The organism is Deltaproteobacteria bacterium (genome assembly GCA_016223005.1).
Taxonomy (GTDB): Bacteria; Desulfobacterota; GWC2-55-46; order UBA9637; family GWC2-42-11; genus JACRPW01.
Map to the genome: position 1 here is coordinate 1 of JACRPW010000038.1, position 24,573 is coordinate 24,573.

The following is a 24,573-nucleotide window of genomic DNA, read 5'->3' on the forward strand; positions in this document are numbered from 1 at the left end:
ACAAGTCCCCCTTCCATGCCGATATTGGCAAGGACTATAAGCAAAAAGCCCTCAAAGACCATGCCGTTTTGAAGGAAATAAAATGATGCAACTGATGAGATGCATAGAGTTGTATAGAAAAGAAGCAGTCTTTTTCTTACTCCTGTATAATCTGCTATGCCGCCGAGCAAAGGCGAAGTTATGGCGACTATTGCCATACTTAGTGCAATTGCCCTTCCCCACCACAAATCGCCCAGTCCTTCACTACCGACTATCTGATGTGTGTAATACACAGGGAATATTACTGCGGCAATAACAGCAGAGTAACTTGAGTTGGCAAAGTCAAACAGGCACCATGAAAAGATTCTTTTGTTCATACCTTGTATTTTATACTTTATTGTGATTAAAATCATTCAATAATGCAATGATAAAGTTTGCTAAAATATTTCAACAGATTTGTTATTTGCCTATTTACCTGCTTCTGAAATTTTTTGCCCATTATGAGGTAGAAGGACAGGAGAATCTAAAAGGGCTTGAGGACAAGGCAGTTATATTTGCCTCAAATCACGCAAGTTACATTGATGGTCCTGTTTCAGCCGTGTCAATGCCCAGAAATGGCTTTGTGCCGCAGAAATTTTTTCCGATAAGATTTCTAGTTGCAAAGGAGTTTTTTGGATTAAAGGGACAGTTTCCATTTCCCTTGTCTGTCTTTGCAGCGATATTTGTAAGGCTCAACGGCTCTATCCCTATAAAGAGGAAAATGGAAGGACTCCACAGGAGGCTTGATGACGCGGTCAATGCACTTGAGATGGGCAATAAAATCTGGATTTACCCTGAAGGAAGGATAACCACTGACGGCAGATTCATAAGACCCGGCAAAAAAGGGATTATATATTTGCACAAAGAGACAAATTCACCAATTGTGCCGGTTGGACTTATAGGAACTTACAATCTCTCTTTCTTTAAAACCATTTTAAGACGCAGCAGGGTAAAGGTTAAAATAGGAAAACCAATTTATAACCTTGAATCATCAGATTTGCAGGAAGGCACTGAATCGGTTTTGGATGAGATAGAGAAACTGATAAAAGAGCGATGAGTGAACTCAAAACCCATAACTGTTTTTTGCCCCTTGTCTCCCGTCCTTCCCGATACATTGGCGGAGAGGTAAATTCTGTAAAAAAGGATTTATCTAAGGTCAAACTTAAGTTCGGCATGGCATTTCCAGATGTCTATGATGTTGGCATGAGTCATCTGGGTATTCAAATCCTCTACCAGATTTTAAATGCTCACCCTGATATTGCATGTGAAAGGGTTTATGCGCCTTGGACCGACATGGAAAAAATCATTCGCACAAAAGGCATCCCCCTTTCAACGCTTGAATCAAATATACCATTAAAGGATTTGGACATACTCGGTTTTTCACTTCAGTATGAACTCTCATACACAAATGTCCTGAATATGCTTGACCTCGGAGGCATTCCTCTTTATTCAAAGGACAGGGACGAGAGGTTTCCGATTGTGATAGGCGGAGGCCCTTGTGCATTCAATCCTGAACCTGTTGCAGATTTTTTTGACTGCTCTGTATTGGGTGATGGTGAAGAGGTGATTATTGAGACTGCAGAGGCGATAATTAAGGCTAAAGGCGAAGGGCTAAAGGCTAAAGATTGGAAGGAAATAATACTGGAGAAACTGGCTGAGATTGAAGGCATGTATGTGCCTTCGTTATTTGATGTCAGGTATAACGATGATGGGATTGTGGGAGAGATAGTGCCCCTGAATAAAAACTATAATAAAATCAAGAAACGGCTCGTGCCTGATTTGAATAACTGTCCTCTGCCAACAAAACCTGTTGTGCCTTTCACAAAAACCATCCATGACAGGTTTGTGGTTGAGATCACAAGGGGCTGCACAAGGGGGTGCAGGTTCTGTCAGGCAGGGATTATATACAGACCGTCAAGGGAGAGGTCTCCAGAGAATGTATTAAAGATAATTGACGAGGCATTAAAGAATACAGGGTATGATGAGGTTTCTATCCTTTCACTCTCTAGCGGTGATTATTCATGTATAAACGAACTTGTTTTAAATCTGATGAATAAACTGTATGGAAAAAAGGTGGCATTATCCCTTCCATCCATGCGTGTAGGCACGCTTACCCCTGAACTTGTAAATGAAATAAAAAGGGTTAGAAAGACAGGCTTTACACTTGCGCCTGAGGCAGGCACAGAAAGGCTCAGAGGCGTGATAAATAAAGGTATAGGCGAAGATGCCTTGCTTAAATCATGCAGAAATATATTTGAGATGGGATGGCGAAGTGTGAAACTGTATTTTATGCTCGGACTGCCTACAGAGACCATAGATGATGTTAAGGCAATTGCAGAACTTTCTGAAAGGGTCAAAAGACAAGGGACAAGGGGCCTGCCCCCGAAGGCTTCAATCGGGGGGCAGGTGAATGTAAGTGTTTCAACATTTATACCAAAGCCGCACACTCCATTTCAATGGGAACAGCAGATTACTATATCCGAATGCAGGGAAAGACAGGAACTACTACGCAAAGAATTAAAAAAGAGGAGACTTGAATTCAAATGGCATGATGCAAGGATGAGCCTTCTTGAAGGTGTGTTTTCAAGAGGGGACAGAAGGCTGGCAAAGATTATAGAATCAGCATTTAAGATGGGCTGCCGTTTTGACGGATGGGGCGAGGTTTTTAGATTTGATTTATGGGAAAGGATGTTCAATCAGCATAACATTGCCCCTGAATTTTATTTGAGGAAAAGAGACCATAATGAAATCCTGCCATGGGTTCATCTTACCGCAGGTATTACAGAAGACTTTCTTGAAAAAGAATGTAAATTGTCTTTAGAATCCAAAGAGACACCTGACTGTAAGCCTGTCCCCGCAGGCAGTAAGCGGGGAACTGACAAGTGCAGCAACTGCGGCATATGCGACCATAAGGTGATAAAAAATGTAAGCAGTAAGCAATATGCAGTATGCAGCAGAAACATGAAGGATGAGCATCAGAGGAAACCACTGCCTACTGCCTACTCCTTACTGCCTACTAAATACACGGTCAGGCTTTCCTTCTCCAAAACAGACAATATGAAATATCTTGGACACCTTGAACTTATGAGTGCATTTTCAAGGGCAATAAGGAGGGCAGGGATTCCAATAAAATATTCAGCAGGTTTTCATCCACTTCCTGAAATGGTTTTTGAACAGCCGCTGCCTGTTGGAGTTGAAAGTATCGCGGAGCATGCGGATATTGAAATAGATGGATATGTCAAACCAGAAGAAATTAAAAATATCTTGAACAGGGAACTGCCTTCGGGACTAAAAATCCTTGATGCAGTAGAAATCCCCTTGAGGCATAAGAAGTTATCTGCTACCATTAAAGAAAAGGCATATCTGGTATTTCTTGACAGCAGTATCACTATCAGAGAAAAGGATATAAGAGATTCTATTGAAAACTTTCTAAAAAAAGGGCATGTGGTCATAAAACAGCAAAGAGAAGATAAGACGAGAGAGATTGATATAAAACCCCTTGTCCAAGAGATTGTTTTAAAACCCGAACTAACCATAGGTTTAACGCTTGCAAGCAGTGAAAAAGGCACTGCCAAACCGCATGAGGTAATCGCATACATACTCGGTATCCCCAATAATGATGCGGTATGTCTGAAAATTTTAAAGGTAAAGTAAATGTCAAAGGTTAAAAACGAGATACTCATAAATCACAATCCATTTGAGACAAGGGTTGCCATCCTTGAATCAGGGCATCTGAAGGAATTTTATATTGAGAGGACAAAAGACAAGGGCATAGTTGGCAATGTTTACAAAGGCAGGGTTGTGAAGGTTCTTCCTGGCATGCAGGCTGCATTTGTAGATATAGGTCTTGAACGGACAGCATTCCTTCATGTTCAGGATGTGTATAAAGAGGTTGATGAATACGAGGAATTTATGGACGCAGGAGAGGAAGAGGGCATCCCCGGAGAAGAGCCGTCCCATTTTATACAAAGTCCAAGACGGCTGCCAATACAAGACATCCTGAAAGAAGGTCAGGAGATTCTTGTCCAGATAGCAAAGGAACCAATGGGTGAGAAAGGCGCCAGGATAACATCACATATATCCCTTCCCGGCAGACAGTTAGTTCTTATGGCAACAGATGTCCGTATTGGTATCTCAAGAAAGATTGCAAATGAAAAGGAAAGGACTAGGCTCAGAAACATTGTAATGGATTTAAAGCCGTCAGGCTGCGGATTCATAATCAGAACTGCATGCGCAGGCATGAAGGAGCAGGACATAAAATCTGACATGGATTATCTGATAAAACTCTGGAATGATATTATTAGAAGACAGGAAAGATTATCTGCGCCTGCACTTATTTACCATGACCTTGATTTGACCATGAGGACTGTAAGGGACCTTTTTACCTCTGATGTTGACAGATTCATTATGGATTCTCCAGATGAGTATGAGAGGGTTATTAAATTTGCAGATGATTTCCTTCCGGACCTAAAACCATATGTAGAACTTTATGAAAGTGAAGATCCATTGTTTGATTCCAGAGGTATTGAAATTGAGATTTCAGAATCCCTTAACAAAAAGGTGTGGTTAAAGTCAGGCGGTTTTATAATAATAGATCAGATGGAGGCATTAACAGCCATTGATGTAAATACAGGCAAGTTTGTAGGGAAGAAAAATCAAGAAGATACAATCCTCAAGACAAACATGGAGGCTGTAAAGGAGATTGTGTGTCAATTGCGTCTAAGGAATATAGGCGGCATTATTGTCATAGACTTTATAGATATGGCAAAACAGGCAAACAAAGAAAAGGTATATAATACCCTTAAAGAGACGTTAAAAGGCGATAGGGCAAGGACAAACATATTAAAGGTCTCTGAACTAGGCATTGTTGAGATGACAAGGAAACGTGTGAGAGAGAGCATGTCAAGGGTTTTATGCGAGCCATGTCCGTATTGCGAGGGAAACGGGCTCATAAAGTCAAAGATCACAATAATAATGATCATATATAGAGAACTCTTGAAAGAATTCATAAAACATAGGAAACGGAAGATGTATCTATATGTCCATCCTGCTGTTGCAGATTTATTATACAGTGAGGAATCAAAAATAATAGAGGAACTGGAGAAGAGGTTTAAAAAGAAGATATTCCTGAAGGTAGTTAATAATTTCCATCAGGAACAGTTTGAAATAAGATAAAAGGATAGACTCTACTTCTATGCGTTTATTCAAAGATGCGACAATCAAAGGCAAACTCATGCTTATCAGCATGTTTACTACAGCCGCAGCCATGTTTTTTGTAAGCATCGCAGTAATCCTTTTCTGGAATTTCATCGCCTTACTTTCTACATTTTTGATTGCATTTATAATCTCTTATCTTCTTATATCAAGGCTGTATAAGACAATTCTGGCGCCTATAAATGAACTGGCGCAGATTATGAGCATTGTCTCAGATAAAAAGGACTATTCTGTAAGGGCAAATATCATATCCAATGATGAACTTGGCATCCTGTCAAATGGTTTTAATGAGATGCTGCAGCGGACTCAAGAGCAGGATAAGAAACTGGAAGAATACCACAAAAATCTTGAAGAACTCTTGGAAAGGCGGACAAGAAAATTAGTGCAAAACAGCCGTGAACTAAAAGAAACCCGAGCACAACTTATTCATACAAGCAATCTTGTAGGTCTTGGCGAGATGGCAGCGGGCATAGCACATGAGATAAACCAGCCTTTGAATATAATCCGTCTTACATCACAGATTTTACTCCAGAAGTCAGAGGATAAAGTTATCCAACCTCTTGGAGAGGAGGTTAAAAAAGCCATTATAATGATTGATTCTCAAGTAGAGCGTATAGATAATATCATTTCGCACTTAAGAATATTTACCAGAAGGGACATGATAGAAAGTGTGTCTATAGATATAAATCAGGCAATAGAGGATGTCTTTTTACTGACAGGGGAAGGACTGCGGCTCAGCAGTATAGTTGTTAAAAAGGATTTTTCACCATCTCCCATTATTATAAAGGCAAATGCCAGCATGCTGGAACAGGTTTTCTTTAACATTATAAGTAATGCAAGGGATGCAATGGAGGACATGACAGAAAAACAGGGAAGACTCCTTACAATTACAACACAATTAAGGAGAGATAATATGGCAGAGGTTCGCATTTCAGATACAGGCGGCGGCATACCTCGTGAGATAAGGGGTAGAATCTTTGAGCCGTTCTTTACAACGAAGGATGTGGGCAAAGGAACAGGGCTTGGGCTATCTATAAGTTATGGTATAGTTAAACAGTTTGGAGGGAATATATCGTTTGATGTTAAAGAAGGTGTCGGAACAACCTTTATATTGACATTCGTGTCTGCCTTATGAGTAAATGTAATTATGGAGATAGACACAAAAAAGGTCTCGGTCCTTGTTGTAGATGATGAACACCTTATTGTTTCGCTTATAAAAGACTGCCTTGAGATGGAAGGTTATACTGTATTTGAGGCAATGGACGGAAATACAGGTCTTGAGATTTTTAAAGATAAGAGACCTCATATAGTAATAATGGATGTTAAGATGCCGGGGATGGATGGGATAAAACTAAAGGCACTTATAAAAGAGATAGATAGCAATGCAAAGATTATCATGATGTCAGGACACATTGAGGCAGTAGATAGGCATAAGGACTCTAAAGATATATTTTTAAAAAAGCCTTTCAATCTAAAAGACCTAATCCTTACCTTGAAAGACATTGAAGGCAGATTATAACCTTACCCAACCACATGCCTTATTGCAGGTTCAGGTGAAACCAATCATTACAATAGTAGGCAGGCCAAATGTGGGCAAATCGTGCCTGTTTAACAGGATGATTGGCATGAGAAAGGCGATTGTCAAGGATGAGCCGGGGGTTACAAGGGATTTAAACTATGCGGATGTGGTTGACGGCAATTATTCGTTTACCCTTGTTGACACAGGCGGTTTTGAACCTGACACAAGGGATGACTTACTGGTAAAGGTTAAGCAGCAGGCACAGATGGCAATTGAAGAGTCTGATGTCATAATACTCCTGATGGATGCAAGGCAGGGGCTTGTGCAGGCGGACAGGGATGTGGCAGATATTTTGAGGAAGAGTTCAAAACCTGTAATATATGCAGTGAACAAGGTTGATACGCCAAAGATTAAAGACAGCATCCATGAATTCTTTGCTATTGGTATGGAAGATATTATCCCTGTCTCTGCTGAACATTCCGTTGGTATAGATGAACTTATTGACAGGATAAAAACCTTTATACCAGAGACTAAAGAAGAACATGAAGAAGATAAACGGTTTAAGATCTCTGTTGTTGGCAGACCGAATGCTGGAAAATCAACACTGGTAAACAAACTCCTCGGTTACGAAAGGGTTATGGTAAGTCCGATTGCAGGCACTACAAGGGACTGCATTGATACACCATTTGACATACTGGGGAAAAAATATCTCCTGATTGATACTGCTGGAATAAGACGCAAAGGAAAGGTATCAAGAAACCTTGAACAATATGCTGTTATGAGTGCAATTAGAAGTATTGACCGAAGCAGTGCAGTGCTTCTTGTCATAGATGCATTAGATGGGATAACAGAGCAGGATGAAAGGATTGCTGGTATTGCATACGAAAAAGGCAAGGGCTGTATAATTGTGGTGAATAAATGGGACAGCATTGAAAAAGAGACAAACACAGCAAAGGAGTTTGAACAAAGGATTAAGTGGAAGGCAAAATTTTTACAGTTCGCACCTGTGATATTCATCTCTGCATTGAAAGGGCAGAGGGTCAATAAGATAATGGATATCGTTGATGAGGTTAATAAGCAGCTTTCTGCAAGGGTTAAGACATCTTTACTTAACAAGTTTTTCAATGAGTTTGCTAAAAGACATGAACCTCCGACTTACAAAAACAAGGCACTCAAGGTTTACTATATTACACAGACAGATATAATGCCCCCAACCTTTACTGCATTTACCAACTATCCTGAAGGCATACATTTTTCATACAAGAGGTTTTTTATAAATCAGATAAGGAAGGAATTTGGTTTGGATAAAGTTCCTATCAGGCTGATATTCAGAAAAAAAATATAGTCTATTTCCCTATGCAAAACTGGCTGAATATCCTTTCAAGGATGTCATCGCTTGTGGTTTCTCCAACTATTTCACCAATGGCATTTAATGCCCCTTTAATCTCTGCTGCCAGAAACTCTCTGGAAAGGTTATTTTCCACTGTCTCATGTGCAAGTTTAAGTCCATGAACTGCCCTGTCAAGCGCTGTCTTATGTCTTAAACTTGTTATAATGATTTCCTGAATCTCTTCCCCTTCGTGTTTTGCAACCGCCCCATATATTGCATCTTTTAGTTCTTCTATACCATCTTCCAGAAGGGCTGAAGCCTTTACTATCCTGTAATCTGAAAACACCTTTTGATAATCAGACACTATAGAATCTTTACTAATGTCCATTTTGTTAAATATGATTACAAGCCTTTTGCCATCATTATAAACCCTTTTAAAAAGTTTTAAATCATCTGATATGTTATCCCCTGAGACATCTATGATAAAAAGCACCATATCTGCCTTTTTAAGCCTGTCCATAGTCCATCTGATGCCAATCCCTTCAACCTCATCAGAAGGCTCTCTGATCCCTGCTGTATCCATAAGTCTTACAGGTATTCCCCTGATATTCAGCACCTCTTCAATAATATCCCTTGTGGTCCCGGGTATAGGAGTAACAATTGCCCTTTCCTCTTTTAAAAGGCAGTTTAAAAGGCTTGACTTGCCTACATTTGTCCTTCCTATGATGATTACCTTTAAGCCATCTATAAGGATTCTACCTTCTTCGTATGTGGATAATAGTTTATCTAAAATAGTTTCAGATTTTTTTATAACCTCAACTATTCTATTATCAGAAATTCTTGGGACATCCTCTTCTTCAGGAAAATCCAGTTCTGCCTCAATATAACAGAGGATGTGGACAAGGTCTTCCTTTATCATACTAATCTCTTTTGAAAGTCTGCCTGAAAGATGCGATCTGGCAGTATTTAATGCCAAATCAGTTTTTGCCCTTATTAAATCTATTACAGACTCTGCCTGTAATAGATCCATCCTGCCATTTAAAAATGCCCTTTTTGTAAATTCACCCGGTTCTGCAATCCTTGCACCGTATTTTAATACTGCTTCAAGCACCCTTTTAAGTATCAGAGAACCCCCGTGGCAGTAAATCTCAACAATATCCTCGCCTGTGTATGAATGGGGCAATTTCATTACAGCCAAGAGGCAGTCATCTATCGGAGCATTGTTTGACGGATTGATTATAGCGCCGTAATAAAGGTGATGGCTTAAAAATTCCTGAATGGATTTTTTGGACACAAAGATTTTAGCAGCAATATTTATGGACATGTTGCCGCTTATCCTGATTATACCGATACCCCCTTCACCTTGCGGTGTTGCTATAGCAGTAATAGTGTCCTCTAATAACTTCATAATAATATTAAAAACATAGAAAATTTGAAAAAGCAAGGGTATGAAAAAAAATGGATTGCAATTAAAAAGAAAGGGCATATAATTAGGGGAACTGTCCCAGATTTACGGACGGAGCATTGCTCCATCGTAGAATCGGGACTGTCCCCCATACCCTAGCGGAGGTTATATGGCAAATCCAATACAACCCATCCTGCCTGACAAACTTAAATGGACATGCGAGCCTGATAATTTCTCATTCAAAGACACTAGAGAACTTCCAGCACTTGAAGGAACAATCGGACAGGAGAGGGCGCTCAAGTCTATGGATTTTGGTCTTGGACTTTCCAGTCATGGCTTTAATATCTATGTGCTTGGAGAAAGCGGCACAGGAAAAACAACCACTATAAAAAATCTTCTTGAGAACAAGGCAAAGAATGAAAATATTCCTGATGATTGGTGTTATGTATATAACTTTACAGACCCTGACAGACCTTGTGTGCTTAATCTCCCTGCCGGCTTGGGTATGGAGATAAAGATTGATATGGAAGAACTTGTTGAGGCGCTTAGAAGGGATATACCAAAGGTCTTTGAAAGCAAGGATTATGAAAGACACAGGGACGAGATATTGGATGGTCAGCAGGAGAGGACAAAGGCATTATTTTATAGACTGGAACAAAAGGTTCAGGAAAAGGGGTTTATCCTTAAAAAGACTGCAGGCGGACTTGCTGTTGTGCCTGCAAAGGATGGAAAGCAGATAAAGCAGGAAGATTTTGAGACCTTGTCCAAACATGAAAAACAAAGGATAGAAAACGACAGCAGACTTTTACAGGACAAACTTGCAGATACTATAAGGGAGGCAAGGTCAATTGAAAAGGATACAAAGGATAGAATAAATGCACTTGACAGGGAGGTTGTGCAGTATGTTGTAAATCCGCTTATAAACGAACTCCTTGAGAAATACAAAAAATTTACATGCATAATAAATTACTTAAATAATGTAAAAGAGGATGTCCTTGAACACTCTGACGATTTCAGGACAAAAGAGGAGTTTCCGCTTGCCATCCCAGGTATAAAACTGCCAAAGGCAGAGCCTTCGTTTGAGAGATATTCTGTCAACCTTATTGTAAACAATAAAGATACAAGCGGTGCGCCTGTTGTAATAGAGACCAATCCAACATATTACAATCTCTTTGGAAGGATAGAATACAGGGTGCAATATGGCATTGCCTCAACTGATTTCACAATGATAAAGGCAGGCTCTATCCACAAGGCAAACGGCGGTTATCTTATTGTAAATGCCATGGACTTACTGCGAAATATATTTTCTTATGATTCGTTAAAGAGGGCAATAAAGAATAAAGAGGTCAGGATAGAGGATGTATGGGAGCAGTACAGACTTATTTCAACAGCAGCACTTAAACCAGAGGCAATACCGCTTAATATAAAGATTATACTCGTTGGCAGCCCATTTCTTTATTATCTCATGTATAATCTGGATGATGAGTATAAAAAGTTTTTCAAGGTAAAGGCTGATTTTGACAATAGGATGCCAAGGGACAAAGAGAATCTTTACAAATACGCCCTGTTTGTTGCAACAAGGTGCAGGGAGGAAGGACTTAAACCATTTGACAGAACTGGAGTTGCAAAAATCGTTGAGCATGGCTCAAGGCTGGCAGACCATCAGGAAAAACTATCTGCAAGGTTCAGCGAGATTACGGATATTATAAGGGAGGCAAGTTTCTGGGCTGAAAAATCAGGAAACGGCTTTGTAACAGGTGATGATGTTGAAAAGGCAATCAAGGAAAAAGATTATAGGAGCAGCAGGATTGAAGAGAGGCTCAGGGAACTTATAACAGAAGGCACTATCCTTGTTGATACAGATGGCAACACTGTGGGACAGGTCAATGGCATTGCAGTTCTTGACATGGGCGACTATGCCTTTGGCAAGCCGAGCAGGATTACTGCAAAGACATACATGGGTGAAAAGGGTCTGGTTAATATTGAGAGAGAGGCAAAGATGAGCGGCAAAATACACAATAAGGGCGTTATGATACTGACAGGGTATCTCGGTGCGAAATATGGGCAGGATATTCCGCTGACACTCTCTGCATCAATCTGCTTTGAACAATTATATGAAGAGGTAGAGGGTGACAGTGCCTCATCAACTGAGTTATATGCCATCCTTTCAAGTCTGTCAGGGACACCTATAAAACAGGGTATTGCAGTAACAGGTTCAATAAACCAGATGGGTGAGATTCAGCCAATCGGAGGGGTAAATGAAAAGATAGAGGGGTTCTTCTATGTATGCAAGGCAAAGGGATTCACAGGGGAGCAGGGGGTAATGATACCTCAAAGAAATCTAAAACACCTTATGCTAAAGAGGGATGTTATTGATGCAGTAAAGGATGGGAAATTTCATATCTACGCTGTTTCCGATGCAGAACAGGGCATTGAGGTTTTGACAGGAATACCTGCAGGAGAGAAACAGCCTGACGGCATATATCCGGAAGGGACTATAAATTACCTTGTTTCAAAGAGGCTTAAGGAACTTGCAAAAAACCTGAAGGCATTTGGCAAGGATAAGAAAAAGGAGAATGAGAAAGGTTAATCTATGTTGAAACTATATGATACAACACTTAGGGATGGGACACAGGCAGAGGATATAAATTTCTCTGTGGAAGACAAGATTCGGATTGCTGAAAAACTTGATGAACTTGGCATCCATTATATTGAAGGCGGCTGGCCCGGTTCAAACCCAAGGGACATCCAGTTTTTCAAAGAAATTAAATCCATAAAACTCAATTTTTCTAAAGTCGCTGCATTCGGAAGCACAAGAAAGGCAGGCAATAAAGTTCACAATGACCCGAATATAAAGGCGCTCCTCAAGGCCGATACATCTGTTGTTACAATCTTTGGCAAGACTTGGGACATGCATGTCCAAGAGGCTCTACATATATCTCTGAATGAAAACCTTGAACTTATCTCTGACTCAGTAAGGCATCTCAAAAAGAATGTTGATGAGGTGTTTTATGATGCAGAGCATTTCTTTGACGGTTACAAGGCTAACCATGAGTATGCAATAAAGACACTAAAGACAGCCAATGACGCAGGTGCAGACTGCATTGTTTTGTGCGATACAAACGGCGGCACACTGCCGTATGAGACCCAACAAATTATAAGGGATGTTAAAAGGCATATAAAGATTCCGCTTGGCATACACAGCCATAATGATTCTGAAACTGCTGTGGCAAATTCTGTGGTTGCCGTAAAAGAGGGTGTTGTGCATCTTCAGGGGACTATAAACGGTTTTGGCGAGAGGTGCGGTAATGCAAACCTCTGCTCAATTATTCCGAATCTGAAACTCAAGATGGCAATTGACTGTATCAGTTTTGAACAATTAAAAAAACTGAGAGATACAGCAAGGTTTGTCTATGAACTTGCAAACCTAAGCCACAATAAGCATCAGCCGTATGTTGGCGATAGTGCCTTTGCACATAAAGGCGGCGTCCATGTTAGCGCTGTAATGAAAAGGGCTGATACCTATGAGCATATTAAACCTGAACTTGTCGGCAATCATCAGAGGGTTTTGGTTTCCGATTTATCAGGAAGGTCAAACATCATCTATAAGGCTAAAGAATTTGGCATTGACATAAAAAGCAAAAACCCTGTTGTGCAAAAAATCGTTACATCTTTAAAAGAACTGGAGCATCAAGGTTTTCAGTATGAAGGTGCTGAAGGGTCTTTTGAACTCCTCATGCAGAAGGCAAGGAAGACAAAAAAGAGATACTTTAAGTTACTTAGCTTCAGGGTTATTGATGAAAAGAAAAAAGAGGGAGAACCCCCGCATTCAGAGGCAACAATAAAACTTGAGGTTGACGGCAGGGTTGAGCATACCGCAAGCGAAGGGAACGGTCCTGTAAATGCCCTTGACAATGCCCTTAGAAAGGCATTGGAGAAGTTTTATCCGAAATTAAAGGAAGTCCATCTTCTTGATTTCAAGGTAAGGGTTATTTCAGCAGGAAAGGGGACTTCCGCATCTGTCCGTGTTCTTGTGGAATCAGGGGATGGAAAAGAAAAGTGGGGCACGGTAGGAGTTTCAGAGAATGTCATTGAGGCATCATGGCAGGCGCTTGTGGACAGCCTTGAATATAAATTGTACAGGGATGAAAAAGGGTAATGGAGAATGAACAAAAAGATGCAAGGGATTTGGTGCTTATATTCCTTGCAGTCTTTCTTGTTTGTATTTATTTGTTCAGGGAAAGGCAGCAGTATTCTGAAGATAAAGCGCCGATGTTACAGCGGCTTGATAATTCAAGCGGCTTAAACGGTTTAAACGGCTTGAACCCTGTTCTAACAAACGGCGAGGCAAAACAGGTTCTTGGCATAAAGATAGATATAAACAAGGCAACCCAATCAGACCTTGAATCCCTGCCCAATGTGGGACCTAAACTTGCAAAGAATATTATTGAAAAAAGAAATGAGGTTGGCGGTTTTAAGTCTATTGATGATATTAAAAAGGTTAAAGGCATAGGTGAAAAAAAGTTTGAGAAGATTAAAGATTTGATAGGGGTAAGATAACCCAGATTATGCACGAATATGCTCATACATTCCTTATTTGGAAATAAGACTATATTTTCTTTATGGAAAACATAGAGATTGCAAAAATATTTCATGATATTGCTGATTTGCTTGAGATAAAAAATGAAAACCCATTCAGAGTCCGTTCCTATAGGACCGCAGCCCGCATAATAGAAGAACTCCCTGAAAACCTTAAATCCATTGTTGAGAGGGATGAATCTCAACTTGAAGATATACGGGGCATTGGTAAGAGCATCCATGAAAAGATTGTGGAGATTGTAAGGACAGGTAAGTGCAGATTCCATGAAGAACTTTTAAAACAACTCCCGCCAACCCTGCTTGAACTCCTTGATGTATCAGGCATAGGACCTAAAAAGGTTCAACTCCTTTACAAAGAATTAGGCATCCAGAGTGTCTCTGATTTAGAAAAGGCTGCGAAAGGGCATAAAATCCATGAACTAACAGGCATGGGGGAAAAGACGGAGGAAAACATCTTAAAGGCAATTGAAAATTTTAAGGCAGGCAAGGGCAGGTTTAAACTGGGTCTTGCAATGACATATGCTGCCCCTCTTTTAGAATATTTAAAAGAAATAGATGGTGTCCTTCAGGTATCAGAGGCAGGGAGTCTGCGGAGGAGAAAGGAGACCATTGGAGACATAGACATCCTTGTTGCATGCAAAAAAGGTTCGCCTGTAATGGACAGGTTTACAGCATACACCGAGGTCAAAGATGTTCTTGCAAAAGGTGATACAAAATCAACAGTCATATTAAGATGCGGGCTTCAGGCAGATGTAAGGGTTTTGGACAAAAAATCCTATGGTGCTGCACTTCAGTATTTTACAGGTTCAAAGGCACATAATATTGCAATAAGAGACAGGGCAAAAAAGATGGGGCTTAAGCTTAGTGAATATGGCGTGTTTGATGAAAAGGATAGGTTTGTTGCAGGTGAAACAGAAGGGGATGTTTATAAGGCAGTAGGGCTTGTGTGTATCCCGCCTGAACTCAGAGAAAATACAGGCGAGATTGAATCTGCATTAAACAATAAACTCCCGCATTTAATAGATGTTAAAGACATAAAAGGCGACCTGCATGTGCATACTGTAGAGACCGACGGCGCAAATACGATTGATGAGATTATAGATGCTGCAATCAAGATGGATTATGAATATATTGCAATAACAGACCATTCAAAGGCAGTGAGTGTTGCCCACGGGCTTGATGAGAAAAGGGTTTTGAAACAGATTGAGGAGATAGATAAGTTAAATAAACGGCTTACGGCTCACGGCTTACGGCTCACGGTTCTTAAAGGCATAGAGGTGGATATAAAAGTGGACGGTTCTCTGGATTTAGATAAGGATGTATTGAAAAGACTTGATGTGGTAGTCGGCGCTGTGCATTCAAGGTTTAATATGGCAGAGGAAGAGATGACTGCCCGCATTATAAAGGCGATATCATCAGGACTTGTCCATATAATTGCCCACCCCACAGGAAGGCTTATAAATGAAAGACAGCCCTATGCAGTGAATATGACTGAAATAATGAAATCTTGCAAAAAACACAATGTGATTCTGGAACTTAATTCATATCCTGATAGGCTTGATTTAAATGACATCCATTGCAAACTTGCAAAAGAAATGGGTGTGCTCGTTGCAATATCAACAGACTCCCACAGTAAATTCCATTTGGATAATATAAGGTTTGGTATTTATACAGCACGAAGGGGCTGGCTTGAGAAAAAGGATGTGTTGAATACAAGACCGTTGAAAGAGGTAATGCAGATACTAAAAAAGATAATAGGTTAGCCAAATAAAGCAAAATGGTCAATGGTCATGGCATTTCCTGATATTGACAAGGCTCTGAAAGGATGTTAAGTAAACCCCATTTATGAATAAAAGACTACTTATAAAAGAAAGGCTGATAGAAGGGGCGCTTTTTTTAAGTGCCTTTTTTTCTATTTTTATAACACTTGGCATCATAGGTGTCCTTATATTTGAAACCTTTGAGTTTTTTAAAGAGGTGTCAATATTGGATTTTCTTACAGATACCCAGTGGACGCCTCTCTTTGCTGAAAAACACTTCGGCATCCTCCCTCTTTTTACAGGCACATTTTTAACAACGAGCATCGCAATGGTTGTTTCTCTGCCAATCGGGCTTATAAGCGCAATCTATTTAAGCGAATATTCATCTTCAAAATTGCGGACTTTTGTAAAGCCTGTGCTTGAGATATTGGCCGCAGTGCCGACTGTTGTTTACGGCTACTTTGCCTTGCTTTTTGTAACCCCGCTGCTTCAGATGTTTATGCTTGAACTGTCTGGTTTTAATTCCATTTCAGCCGGGATTGTAATGGGCATTATGATAATACCGATTATATCATCTTTGAGCGAGGATGCCATGCATGCAGTTCCTATGAGTTTGAGGGAGGGCGCTCTGGCGCTTGGAGCGACAAGATTTCAGGTTGCATTAAAGGTTGTTGTCCCGGCAGCGCTTTCAGGCATTGCAGCGTCATTTATACTTGGCATATCAAGGGCAGTCGGCGAGACAATGATTGTTGCAATTGCAGCAGGCCAGCAGCCGCGTCTTACGCTCAATCCCCTTGTCCCTATAGAGACAGTAACAGCATACATAGTTCAGGTGAGCCTTGGCGATACGCCGACAGGGACTTTGGAATACAGGACAATATTTGCAGCAGGCATGAGTTTGTTTGTTGTTACATTCTTTTTGAATGTGGTTAGCTATTGGCTGAAGAAGAGGTTTAGAGAAGAATATGAATAAAAATTCAAAATTTAAAATTCAAAATTCAAAATTATGGAATAAACTATACGACAGGATGTTTTCTATTATTGGACTTGCTGCTACGCTCATTGGTCTCGCAGTTCTTTTGACGCTGCTTATAGATGTTTTTGCAGATGGTTTTGTAAGGCTTGGCTGGCAGTTTCTTTCTAATTATCCATCCAGAAAACCGGAAGAGGCAGGCATACTTTCTGCATGGGTTGGGACTGTATGGATTATGCTCTTAACAGGCATTATTGTGTTTCCTCTTGGCGTTGCAGCAGCAACATATCTTGAAGAATACAGCAAGAAAAACTGGCTGCGGGATATTATAGAAATCAATATCGCAAACCTTGCAGGGGTGCCGTCTATTATTTATGGTCTGCTTGGGCTAGGACTTTTTGTGAGGCTTTTAAATATGGATAGAAGCGTGCTGGCGGGCGCAATGACATTGGCAATACTTGTCCTCCCGATTGTAATACTTTCAACAAGGGAGGCATTGCGGTCAATTCCACCGTCAATCAGAGAGGCTTCATATGCGCTTGGCGCAAGCAAGTGGCAGACAATAAGAAATCAGGTTCTGCCTGCTGCTATGCCGGGCATCTTAACAGGTGTAATACTTGCAATGTCAAGGGCAATCGGAGAGACAGCGCCGCTTATAACAATAGGCGCATTGACATATGTTGCGTTTTTGCCCACAAGCCCTGTATCAGCGGAATTTCCTTATATAAGTTTTCAAGGGCTTTTTGATGCGTTTTCTGTCTTGCCGATCCAGATATTCAACTGGGTATCGCGTCCTCAAAAGGGTTTTTCAATAGACGCTGCGGCAGGAATCATTGTCCTCTTGGTAATAACATTTTTTATGAACGGCATTGCGATATATTTGAGGCATAAATATCAGAAAAAGATAAGGTGGTAATGGCAACATCCTTGCGGATGTTGAATTGGAAAGTGCAAAAGGCCTCAAGGCTAAAGCCTTGAGTTACAGATTGTAACTCAAACCTTTAGGTTTGATATGTTTTACATTTTGCAATGGAGCAAAGCGACTTATGAGCAGTGTCTTTAAAATTGAAAAGTTGAATGTGTTTTACGACGAAAAAAAGGCATTAAAGGATGTGAACCTTGACATACCTGCAAAATCCGTAACTGCGGTTATTGGGCCTTCAGGCTGCGGGAAAAGCACATTTATCAGATGCCTAAACAGGATGAATGATTTGATACCTGTATTCAGGCTTGATGGCAGGATTATGTATGATGGAATGGACATATATTCAAAAGCGGTTGATACTATAGATATAAGAAGACGGATTGGCATGGTATTTCAAAAGCCGAATCCATTCCCAAAAAGCATATATGAAAATGTTGCGTATGGTTTGAGGATACATGGCATAAATAAAAAAGATAAAATTGACATGGTTGTTGAGGCGAGTCTAAAAAAGGCTGCAATGTGGGACGAGGTAAAAGACAGGCTGCGCCAGTCAGCGCTTTCCCTTTCAGGCGGCCAGCAGCAGAGGCTCTGCATTGCAAGGGCGATAGCAGTTGAGCCGGAGGTTGTTTTATTTGACGAACCCTGCTCGGCCCTTGACCCTATTGCGACAGCAAAGATAGAGGATCTGCTCACAGAATTAAAAAATGAGTATACAGTTGTTATCGTAACCCACAATATGCAGCAGGCTGCAAGGGTTTCTGATTACACAGGAATTTTTATGCTCGGCGAACTTCTGGAATTTGATATTACAAAAAAGATATTTACATCGCCGTCCAATAAAATGACAGAAGACTATATTACAGGAAGGTTTGGATAAAAATGGAGGAACTATGACTCGCGTGGCGTATCACAATGCTTTAAAGGAACTGGAAAATGATGTTGTAGAGATGGCAAATATGGTTGGCAGCGCCGTGAAATTATCCATAGATGCGCTTAAGAACCGCAATATTTCAGTGTCCCAGAAGATTATAAAGGACGACAGGATTATAAATAAAAAAAGGTTTGATATAGAGGAAAAATGCCTTCTCCTTATTGCCACACAGCAGCCAATGGCAACTGATTTAAGGGAACTCGCGGCAATATTATCTATAATCACAGACCTTGAGAGGATTGGCGACCATGCAGAAGGAAATGCCAAAATAAATCTTTTGCTTGGAGACAAACCGATTGTAAAGCCGCTTGTTGACATACCAAAGATGGCAGATATAGGGCTTGCTATGCTTGACGACAGCATAAAGACATTCATGTCAAGAGATGCGGAAACCGCAAAAAAAATCGGTCAGAGAGACGATGAGGTTGACGCAATATATGACAAGACATACAGAGAATTATTGATGCTGATGATAGAAAATCCTAAGATTGTAGAAGGGGCGACATATCTTATCTGGGTCTTGCACAACCTTGAGCGCATCGCAGACAGGGTGACAAATATTGCAGAAAGGGTTGTTTTTATGGTTACAGGGAAGATGGAAGAGATGAATGTGTCGAAATACTAGCCTGTGAATTATATAACTGCATTTATACTTGGTATCGTAGAAGGCATCACTGAATTCCTGCCCGTCTCCTCAACAGGTCATCTTATACTTGCAGGCGATTTGCTTGGTTGGACAGGCGAGAAGGCAAAGGTCTTTGAGGTATTTATACAACTCGGAGCAATCCTTGCGGTTGTATGGCTGTATAGAGAAAGGGTTTTATCATCTGTAAAAGGCATCGGCACAGAAAAAACAAATAGATTTCTTTTTAATCTTTTAATCGCGTTCCTGCCTGCTGCAATTATCGGTCTTGCAACGTACAAATTCATAAAGCATTATCTTTTTAATCCACTAACCGTTGCCTTTGCACTGATAATTGGCGGCATTGTGATGCTCATAATAGAGCGGATTTCTCCTGCGGCGCAGGTAAAAGATATTGATGACATAAATATCAAAAAGGCATTTGGTATTGGCTTATCACAGGTATTATCCCTTTTCCCCGGTGTTTCAAGGGCAGGCGCAACAATTATGGGAGGATACTGTCTTGGTCTGGACAGAAAAACAGCAACAGAATTTTCGTTCTTCCTTGCAATACCAACCATGTTTGCCGCCGTATCCTATGATTTGCTGAAAAGTTTTAATGACTTGAATGCAGGCGATATTCCTGTTTTTTTAATCGGCTTTATAACATCATTTATTTCAGCATTTATTGTCATCAAGGCGATGTTAACCTTTATTGCAAGGCATAACTTTAACTCATTTGCCATATACCGCATCATCCTCGGCGCTGTCATTCTTTTTTATTATCTACAATAGCATTGAAAAGATTTCTAAAAAATGCCTTATTCACACTTTTTGGAATCCTTGTATTTGCGGGAGTTCTTGCCTTAACTATTCCAGCAGAGTTTATATCAGATGAAACTAGAAATTGGCTGAAAAGATATAACGGCATTATCATTACAGAAAATGGGGTGAAAAAGATATTCCCTTTTGGAATTGAGATAAAACATGCTGTAGTTTCGTATAGTGGTGAAGACAAACACTTTTTAGCCCTTGATACACTGAAGGCAAGGCTCTCTATCATCTACCTTCTCACAGGCAGGATAAGGGTGCTCGTAGAAGGGAACAAGGAAGATGGCACAATCAAGGGATACATTCTATCCCGAGTGTCTAACACAACAATAAATCTCACAGCAGAGAATATGGATATTTATATTCATTCAACTACTGAAGGAAATTTCAGCGGCAGACTAAATATAGATTTTAAGGATGGCAGGTGTCCTGAAGGCAATATTGATATAGAGGGTAAGGATATTGTTATGAGATGGCTTCATACTTCGGGCATTTCCATCCCACTGGGAAAAGGCATAAAAGGGAACCTGCATGCAAAATCAAATGGCTGCAGAATTGATATTAAGGTTCTGCACCTTGAGAACGAAAACATTACAGTCAATGCACACGGCAATATCTCTCTAAAAAATCCTTATCTGAAAAGCTATGTGGATGTGGATATTGAAGTAATACCATCGCTAAAGTCTATCAAAGATGGCAATTATATCCTGTCACTTATCTCCAATTACCGAAAATCTTCCAACTATTATTCTATGAAGGTTAAAGGGATATTAGAAAATCCTATCCTTTATCAATAGACTGCCCTGATAAGTATCCCTCTCCTCCATTATCTTATGAATCCTGTCAATTATAGGAAATTTATTTACACTCCAATTAGGTGCGATGAGTAACTCTCGGGATGTGTCACCGCACAAACGATGTATTATTGTTTCAGGATAAATCCTTTCCAGAAAATCAACCGCTGTATTTGCATACTCATCAAGTCCCATAAGTTTTATCTCTCCATTTTTATACATATCTTCAAGTTTTGTGTCTTTATGGATATGCAAATGATGAAGTTTTAATCCCCATATATTCATCTCTGCAAGAAACATCGCAGTATTTAGCATGTCCTCATGCGTCTCTTCAGGCAGTCCAAGTATCACATGGCTTACAACAGGTATATCCTTTGCCCTTGCCAGATTTACTGCATTTATAAAATCATTTACTGTATGACAGCGGTTTATGAGTTTAAGGGTTTTGTCATTTGCAGACTGAAGCCCTAGTTCAAGCCAGAGGTATTTTTCCCTTGAGAGTTCTGATAAAAGAGAGATGATGTTTTTATCAATGCCGTCGGGTCTTGTAGAAACTGCGAGTCCAACAACAAGCGGATGGCTAATAGCCTGATTATACATATCTTCCAGCACATCCAGAGGTGCATAGGTGTTTGAGTTTATCTGAAAGTAGGCGATGAACTGTTCTGCATTGTGTCTTTTTTTTATATATTCTATTCCGATTGAAAGTTGTTCTTTTATGTTTAAACCAGAAGAAATTTGAGAAGGTTCTAAACTTAATGGGTTGCAGTAGATACACCCGCCTGTCCCTTTTGTGCCATCCCTGTTGGGGCATGTAAATCCAGCATTCAGAGACACCTTAAACACCCTGCAGCCGAATTTCTGTTTTAGAAAGTCAGATAAGGAATTATATCGTCTCTTCATACAAAAATCCTTTGTGCGGTTATTAATTTGTTTTTGCATTGTAAGATTTCTATGATTATAATGTCATACATATTCAGCCAAATAAAGATTAGTGAGATTGATAGAATAAAAAATGCCAATTTAATACTTCTGGTAAATTATATCATGTCCCATATAAAAGAAATCAGAAAGATTCTATGGATAACATTCCTGCTGAACATTTTCAATGCGATAGTGAAGATAATCTACGGACATCTCTCTAATATATACAGCATGGAGGCAGATGGTTTCCATTCCATGTTTGACGGCACATCTAATATTATAGGTCTCTTAGGGATATGGGCGGCAGCAAAACCATCGGATGAAAAACACCACTACGGACACAAAAAATTTGAAACCATAGCGACTATTGGCATAGCAGCCCTTCTGTTTTTAACCTGCATTGAGATACTAAAAAAAGCCTTCACAAACCTCTGGCATCCTAAGCAGCCTGAGGTAACCAACTTAACTTTTCTCATAATCGGGATAAGCATAGCAGTCAACGTCTTTGTAACAATATATGAATACAGGAAAGGCAAAGAATATAAGAGCGCCTTTTTAATAGCGGATTCAAAACATACATTGAGTGATATTCTTGCATCCCTTATTGTCTTAGCCAGTATAATAGCAGGAGGCATTGGTTACCCGATAATTGACCCGGTAGCAGCCGTTGTAATAGCGGTTTTGATAGGTCATCTGGGATATGACATTGTAAAAAAGGCATCTGACATATTAGCAGATGCATCACCTCTTATCGGTAAAGACATAAATCATATAAAGGATATTGCCATGCGCGTAAAGGGTGTCAAAGAATGTTTTAATATAAGGGTAAGGGGAAGGACTGATGCTGTTTATGTGGACTGCTGTTTGCTTGTTTCACCAGGAATGAGTATAGGCGATGCCCACAATGCTGCTACAATCGTTGAAGACAGCATTAAAAAAGAAATACCTGATATCGTAGATGTTGTAATACATCTGGAACCACAGGCATTATAGTGAAATCCGCGCCAGCCGTTGGCTTCATCCATTGCCACTTTTGAAGATGCGGTTAATATTTAAAAGGAAATTTAGGGACATCTTATATTTTTTAATAGAGAGGCTTCTATTGAGTATCATCACTATAAAAAACGGCTGCTGCCCTGTAATTATCCCTCCGATAAGATGGAGGGTATATACTGAAAGGCTTTTTGTGTATTTTTAATGATGTAATTTTGGGTCAGGATGATGTACAGTTATATAAAAGAGGAGGGACTTACAGATGTTTGTAATTAAAAAGTTATTAACCCCGTTTCTTTTGCCGCCGGGCATTTTTATACCCATCCTTATTTTTACAGGGTTGTGGTTTTTATATAAAAGATATAGGACATCTGGCATTACAAATATTTTGCTAGGGATGTTTATCTGGTTTTTATCTATATCGCCTGTATCTGATGCCCTTTTTAGAGGGCTTGAACAAAATATAAAAATACCCGAAGACCCAAAGGGGGATGTGATAATCCTTTTAGGTGGTGGTGTATATGATGGGGTACCTGACCTTTCAGGTATCGGTGCCCCTTCAGAGGGTATGCAGAATAGGATCCTTACTGCTGCAAGGCTTCAAAAGAAGATGGGGGTTCCAATAATAGTATCAGGCGGAAGTGTATTTGGCAAAACAGCAGAGGCAGTTATTGGAAAAAGATTCCTCATTGACCTTGGCATCCCTGAAAATCAGATTATACTTGAAGATAAAAGCAGAGACACTATTGAAAATGCAAAATACAGCAAAGAAATCTGTGACAAACTGGGTTTTAAAAAACCTATGCTTGTTACAATCGCCTATCACATGCCACGCTCTATTATGAGTTTTAAAAGGGCAGGTATGGATGTTGTCCCATTCCCTTCTCTTTTTAAGACATGGGATGGCAAAAGATATGGATGGCAGGATTATCTGCCTGGTACCTTTGATGGCACACATGAAGCATTGCATGAGTATCTGGGACTGAGATTTTATAGATTTGCATACTGAACTACAGCCGCCTTTATTAGTTTACCAATCCTGTGCTGCACTGACACCGACTGTAGCAAACCTCACCTTTTCCTTGAATGTATTTAATTCCTTATCCCTGATTGTGCGGAGAATCTCCTCTGCCTCTTTCCTTGACATATCCTTCAAAGAACCGCGCCAGCCCCTCTTTGCATTGCCTGTACCGACCTTGCCTGACTCCTCCTTCTGAAACTCCAGTGCGCCTTCAGTTATCTTTGCCTCTGCATCTTCACTGCTCAAAGCCTCTATCTCCATCCCTTCCCTGCTTATCAAAGGGTTAGGTATATCACCTGCATAAAAACCTGATTTTTCTTTTTCCATTGTCTTTAACCGTGCCAGAGCAATCTCAAGATTATACCTTGCATCTATATCGTCCGGATTTAACCGCACAGCCTCTTTAAACGAATACACAGATTGTTTCACCATGTTTGCCTTAAAAAATGCGTTGCCAAGATTGTAATGCGCCTTTGCCTCTAATGCCGAATCCTTTTTTGCAATGACAGCATTAAAATCATTTATTGCTGAGGCATAATAGCCCTGTCTATACTTAGCAGTCCCAATATTGAAAAACGGAACAGATGCAGATGGGTTTATCTTAATAGCCTCTTTATAATTTGCTATTGCCTCTTCATACCTCTTTTCCTGAAAATGTCTATTCCCTTCTCTTACCTTCTCGACAGACCCATCTCCTTTACCCATGCCGAGGAG

At 40.1% G+C, this 24,573-nt stretch carries 22 protein-coding genes; 18 read left to right on the forward strand and 4 right to left on the reverse strand.

Going from position 1 to position 24,573, the window contains the following annotated elements; genetic code table 11:
- Positions 1–356: MFS transporter (locus tag HZC45_04010; protein MBI5682322.1), on the reverse strand; the 356-nt coding region annotated here is incomplete at its 3' end.
- A gap of 86 nt (positions 357–442) precedes the next feature.
- Between HZC45_04010 and HZC45_04015 the strand changes: the two genes are divergently transcribed.
- The 6 genes from HZC45_04015 to der are packed head-to-tail and all read left to right on the forward strand — an operon-like array spanning position 443 to position 8,096.
- A complete protein-coding gene (locus HZC45_04015; GenBank protein MBI5682323.1) occupies positions 443–1,075 on the forward strand; it encodes a 1-acyl-sn-glycerol-3-phosphate acyltransferase in 633 nt (210 codons plus the stop codon).
- Positions 1,072–3,672, forward strand: a complete 2,601-nt coding sequence (locus HZC45_04020) for a TIGR03960 family B12-binding radical SAM protein (protein ID MBI5682324.1) — start codon at positions 1,072–1,074, stop codon at positions 3,670–3,672. Before HZC45_04015 ends, HZC45_04020 begins: the two co-directional genes overlap by 4 nt.
- Complete coding sequence (locus HZC45_04025; GenBank protein MBI5682325.1) at positions 3,673–5,193, forward strand: Rne/Rng family ribonuclease; 1,521 nt, start codon at positions 3,673–3,675, stop codon at positions 5,191–5,193.
- A gap of 19 nt (positions 5,194–5,212) precedes the next feature.
- Positions 5,213–6,367: a HAMP domain-containing protein gene (locus tag HZC45_04030; protein MBI5682326.1), complete on the forward strand. Its 1,155-nt coding sequence runs from the start codon at positions 5,213–5,215 to the stop codon at positions 6,365–6,367.
- A gap of 12 nt (positions 6,368–6,379) precedes the next feature.
- A complete protein-coding gene (locus tag HZC45_04035) occupies positions 6,380–6,751 on the forward strand; it encodes a response regulator (GenBank protein MBI5682327.1) in 372 nt (123 codons plus the stop codon).
- A 34-nt stretch (positions 6,752–6,785) separates the two neighbouring features.
- Positions 6,786–8,096 (forward strand): ribosome biogenesis GTPase Der, encoded by a 1,311-nt coding sequence (der, locus tag HZC45_04040; protein MBI5682328.1) that lies wholly within the window; start codon positions 6,786–6,788, stop codon positions 8,094–8,096.
- 1 nt (position 8,097) lies between these two features.
- Here der and mnmE read toward each other — a convergent pair whose 3' ends face one another.
- A complete protein-coding gene (gene mnmE / locus HZC45_04045; protein MBI5682329.1) occupies positions 8,098–9,489 on the reverse strand; it encodes a tRNA uridine-5-carboxymethylaminomethyl(34) synthesis GTPase MnmE in 1,392 nt (463 codons plus the stop codon).
- A 166-nt stretch (positions 9,490–9,655) separates the two neighbouring features.
- Here mnmE and HZC45_04050 point away from each other — a divergent pair, with 166 nt between their 5' ends.
- The 10 genes from HZC45_04050 (at position 9,656) to gspN (ending at position 20,924) form a co-directional block, all read left to right on the forward strand.
- On the forward strand, positions 9,656–12,076 hold the full coding sequence (locus HZC45_04050) for an AAA family ATPase (GenBank protein ID MBI5682330.1): 2,421 nt from the start codon (positions 9,656–9,658) through the stop codon (positions 12,074–12,076).
- A 3-nt stretch (positions 12,077–12,079) separates the two neighbouring features.
- On the forward strand, positions 12,080–13,645 hold the full coding sequence (locus HZC45_04055) for a citramalate synthase (protein ID MBI5682331.1): 1,566 nt from the start codon (positions 12,080–12,082) through the stop codon (positions 13,643–13,645).
- On the forward strand, positions 13,645–14,046 hold the full coding sequence (locus tag HZC45_04060; protein ID MBI5682332.1) for a helix-hairpin-helix domain-containing protein: 402 nt from the start codon (positions 13,645–13,647) through the stop codon (positions 14,044–14,046). The genes HZC45_04055 and HZC45_04060 overlap by 1 nt, the downstream gene beginning before the upstream one ends.
- A 62-nt stretch (positions 14,047–14,108) precedes the next feature.
- Complete coding sequence (gene polX, locus HZC45_04065; GenBank protein MBI5682333.1) at positions 14,109–15,848, forward strand: DNA polymerase/3'-5' exonuclease PolX; 1,740 nt, start codon at positions 14,109–14,111, stop codon at positions 15,846–15,848.
- An 82-nt stretch (positions 15,849–15,930) separates the two neighbouring features.
- Positions 15,931–16,818, forward strand: a complete 888-nt coding sequence (gene pstC, locus HZC45_04070) for a phosphate ABC transporter permease subunit PstC (protein ID MBI5682334.1) — start codon at positions 15,931–15,933, stop codon at positions 16,816–16,818.
- Positions 16,811–17,734 (forward strand): phosphate ABC transporter permease PstA, encoded by a 924-nt coding sequence (pstA, locus tag HZC45_04075; GenBank protein ID MBI5682335.1) that lies wholly within the window; start codon positions 16,811–16,813, stop codon positions 17,732–17,734. Before pstC ends, pstA begins: the two co-directional genes overlap by 8 nt.
- Positions 17,735–17,864: 130 nt before the next feature.
- Positions 17,865–18,620, forward strand: coding sequence for a phosphate ABC transporter ATP-binding protein (locus tag HZC45_04080; GenBank protein MBI5682336.1), 756 nt, complete (start codon positions 17,865–17,867; stop codon positions 18,618–18,620).
- 13 nt (positions 18,621–18,633) lie between these two features.
- A complete protein-coding gene (gene phoU, locus HZC45_04085; GenBank protein MBI5682337.1) occupies positions 18,634–19,299 on the forward strand; it encodes a phosphate signaling complex protein PhoU in 666 nt (221 codons plus the stop codon).
- Between the two features lie 3 nt (positions 19,300–19,302).
- Complete coding sequence (locus HZC45_04090) at positions 19,303–20,091, forward strand: undecaprenyl-diphosphate phosphatase (GenBank protein ID MBI5682338.1); 789 nt, start codon at positions 19,303–19,305, stop codon at positions 20,089–20,091.
- A gap of 2 nt (positions 20,092–20,093) precedes the next feature.
- Positions 20,094–20,924: a type II secretion system protein GspN gene (gene gspN, locus HZC45_04095; protein ID MBI5682339.1), complete on the forward strand. Its 831-nt coding sequence runs from the start codon at positions 20,094–20,096 to the stop codon at positions 20,922–20,924.
- On the opposite strand, the gene HZC45_04100 is transcribed toward gspN, so the two are convergent.
- The gene (locus tag HZC45_04100) at positions 20,898–21,824 is read right to left on the reverse strand and encodes a TIGR01212 family radical SAM protein (protein ID MBI5682340.1); all 927 of its coding nucleotides are present in this window, start codon (positions 21,822–21,824) and stop codon (positions 20,898–20,900) included. The two genes, gspN and HZC45_04100, sit on opposite strands and share 27 nt — an antisense overlap.
- Positions 21,825–21,875: 51 nt before the next feature.
- Here HZC45_04100 and HZC45_04105 point away from each other — a divergent pair, with 51 nt between their 5' ends.
- On the forward strand, positions 21,876–22,838 hold the full coding sequence (locus HZC45_04105; GenBank protein ID MBI5682341.1) for a cation transporter: 963 nt from the start codon (positions 21,876–21,878) through the stop codon (positions 22,836–22,838).
- A gap of 262 nt (positions 22,839–23,100) precedes the next feature.
- Positions 23,101–23,847, forward strand: coding sequence for a YdcF family protein (locus HZC45_04110; protein MBI5682342.1), 747 nt, complete (start codon positions 23,101–23,103; stop codon positions 23,845–23,847).
- A 21-nt stretch (positions 23,848–23,868) separates the two neighbouring features.
- Here the strand turns inward: HZC45_04110 and HZC45_04115 are convergent.
- Positions 23,869–24,573: tetratricopeptide repeat protein (locus tag HZC45_04115; protein MBI5682343.1), on the reverse strand; the 705-nt coding region annotated here is incomplete at its 5' end.

What these genes read in the sequence shown, in the direction of transcription:
- HZC45_04050 (MBI5682330.1), top strand. Translation starts at nt 9,656, where the DNA reads ATGGCAAATCCAATACAACCCATCCTGCCTGACAAACTTAAATGGACA.
- polX (MBI5682333.1), top strand. Translation starts at nt 14,109, where the DNA reads ATGGAAAACATAGAGATTGCAAAAATATTTCATGATATTGCTGATTTG.
- pstA (MBI5682335.1), top strand. Translation starts at nt 16,811, where the DNA reads ATGAATAAAAATTCAAAATTTAAAATTCAAAATTCAAAATTATGGAAT.
- HZC45_04055 (MBI5682331.1), top strand. Translation starts at nt 12,080, where the DNA reads ATGTTGAAACTATATGATACAACACTTAGGGATGGGACACAGGCAGAG.
- mnmE (MBI5682329.1), bottom strand. Translation starts at nt 9,489, where the DNA reads ATGAAGTTATTAGAGGACACTATTACTGCTATAGCAACACCGCAAGGT.
- HZC45_04110 (MBI5682342.1), top strand. Translation starts at nt 23,101, where the DNA reads ATGTTTGTAATTAAAAAGTTATTAACCCCGTTTCTTTTGCCGCCGGGC.
- HZC45_04025 (MBI5682325.1), top strand. Translation starts at nt 3,673, where the DNA reads ATGTCAAAGGTTAAAAACGAGATACTCATAAATCACAATCCATTTGAG.
- HZC45_04060 (MBI5682332.1), top strand. Translation starts at nt 13,645, where the DNA reads ATGGAGAATGAACAAAAAGATGCAAGGGATTTGGTGCTTATATTCCTT.
- HZC45_04080 (MBI5682336.1), top strand. Translation starts at nt 17,865, where the DNA reads ATGAGCAGTGTCTTTAAAATTGAAAAGTTGAATGTGTTTTACGACGAA.
- HZC45_04105 (MBI5682341.1), top strand. Translation starts at nt 21,876, where the DNA reads ATGATTATAATGTCATACATATTCAGCCAAATAAAGATTAGTGAGATT.
- HZC45_04030 (MBI5682326.1), top strand. Translation starts at nt 5,213, where the DNA reads ATGCGTTTATTCAAAGATGCGACAATCAAAGGCAAACTCATGCTTATC.
- HZC45_04020 (MBI5682324.1), top strand. Translation starts at nt 1,072, where the DNA reads ATGAGTGAACTCAAAACCCATAACTGTTTTTTGCCCCTTGTCTCCCGT.
- HZC45_04100 (MBI5682340.1), bottom strand. Translation starts at nt 21,824, where the DNA reads ATGAAGAGACGATATAATTCCTTATCTGACTTTCTAAAACAGAAATTC.
- HZC45_04035 (MBI5682327.1), top strand. Translation starts at nt 6,380, where the DNA reads ATGGAGATAGACACAAAAAAGGTCTCGGTCCTTGTTGTAGATGATGAA.
- pstC (MBI5682334.1), top strand. Translation starts at nt 15,931, where the DNA reads ATGAATAAAAGACTACTTATAAAAGAAAGGCTGATAGAAGGGGCGCTT.
- phoU (MBI5682337.1), top strand. Translation starts at nt 18,634, where the DNA reads ATGACTCGCGTGGCGTATCACAATGCTTTAAAGGAACTGGAAAATGAT.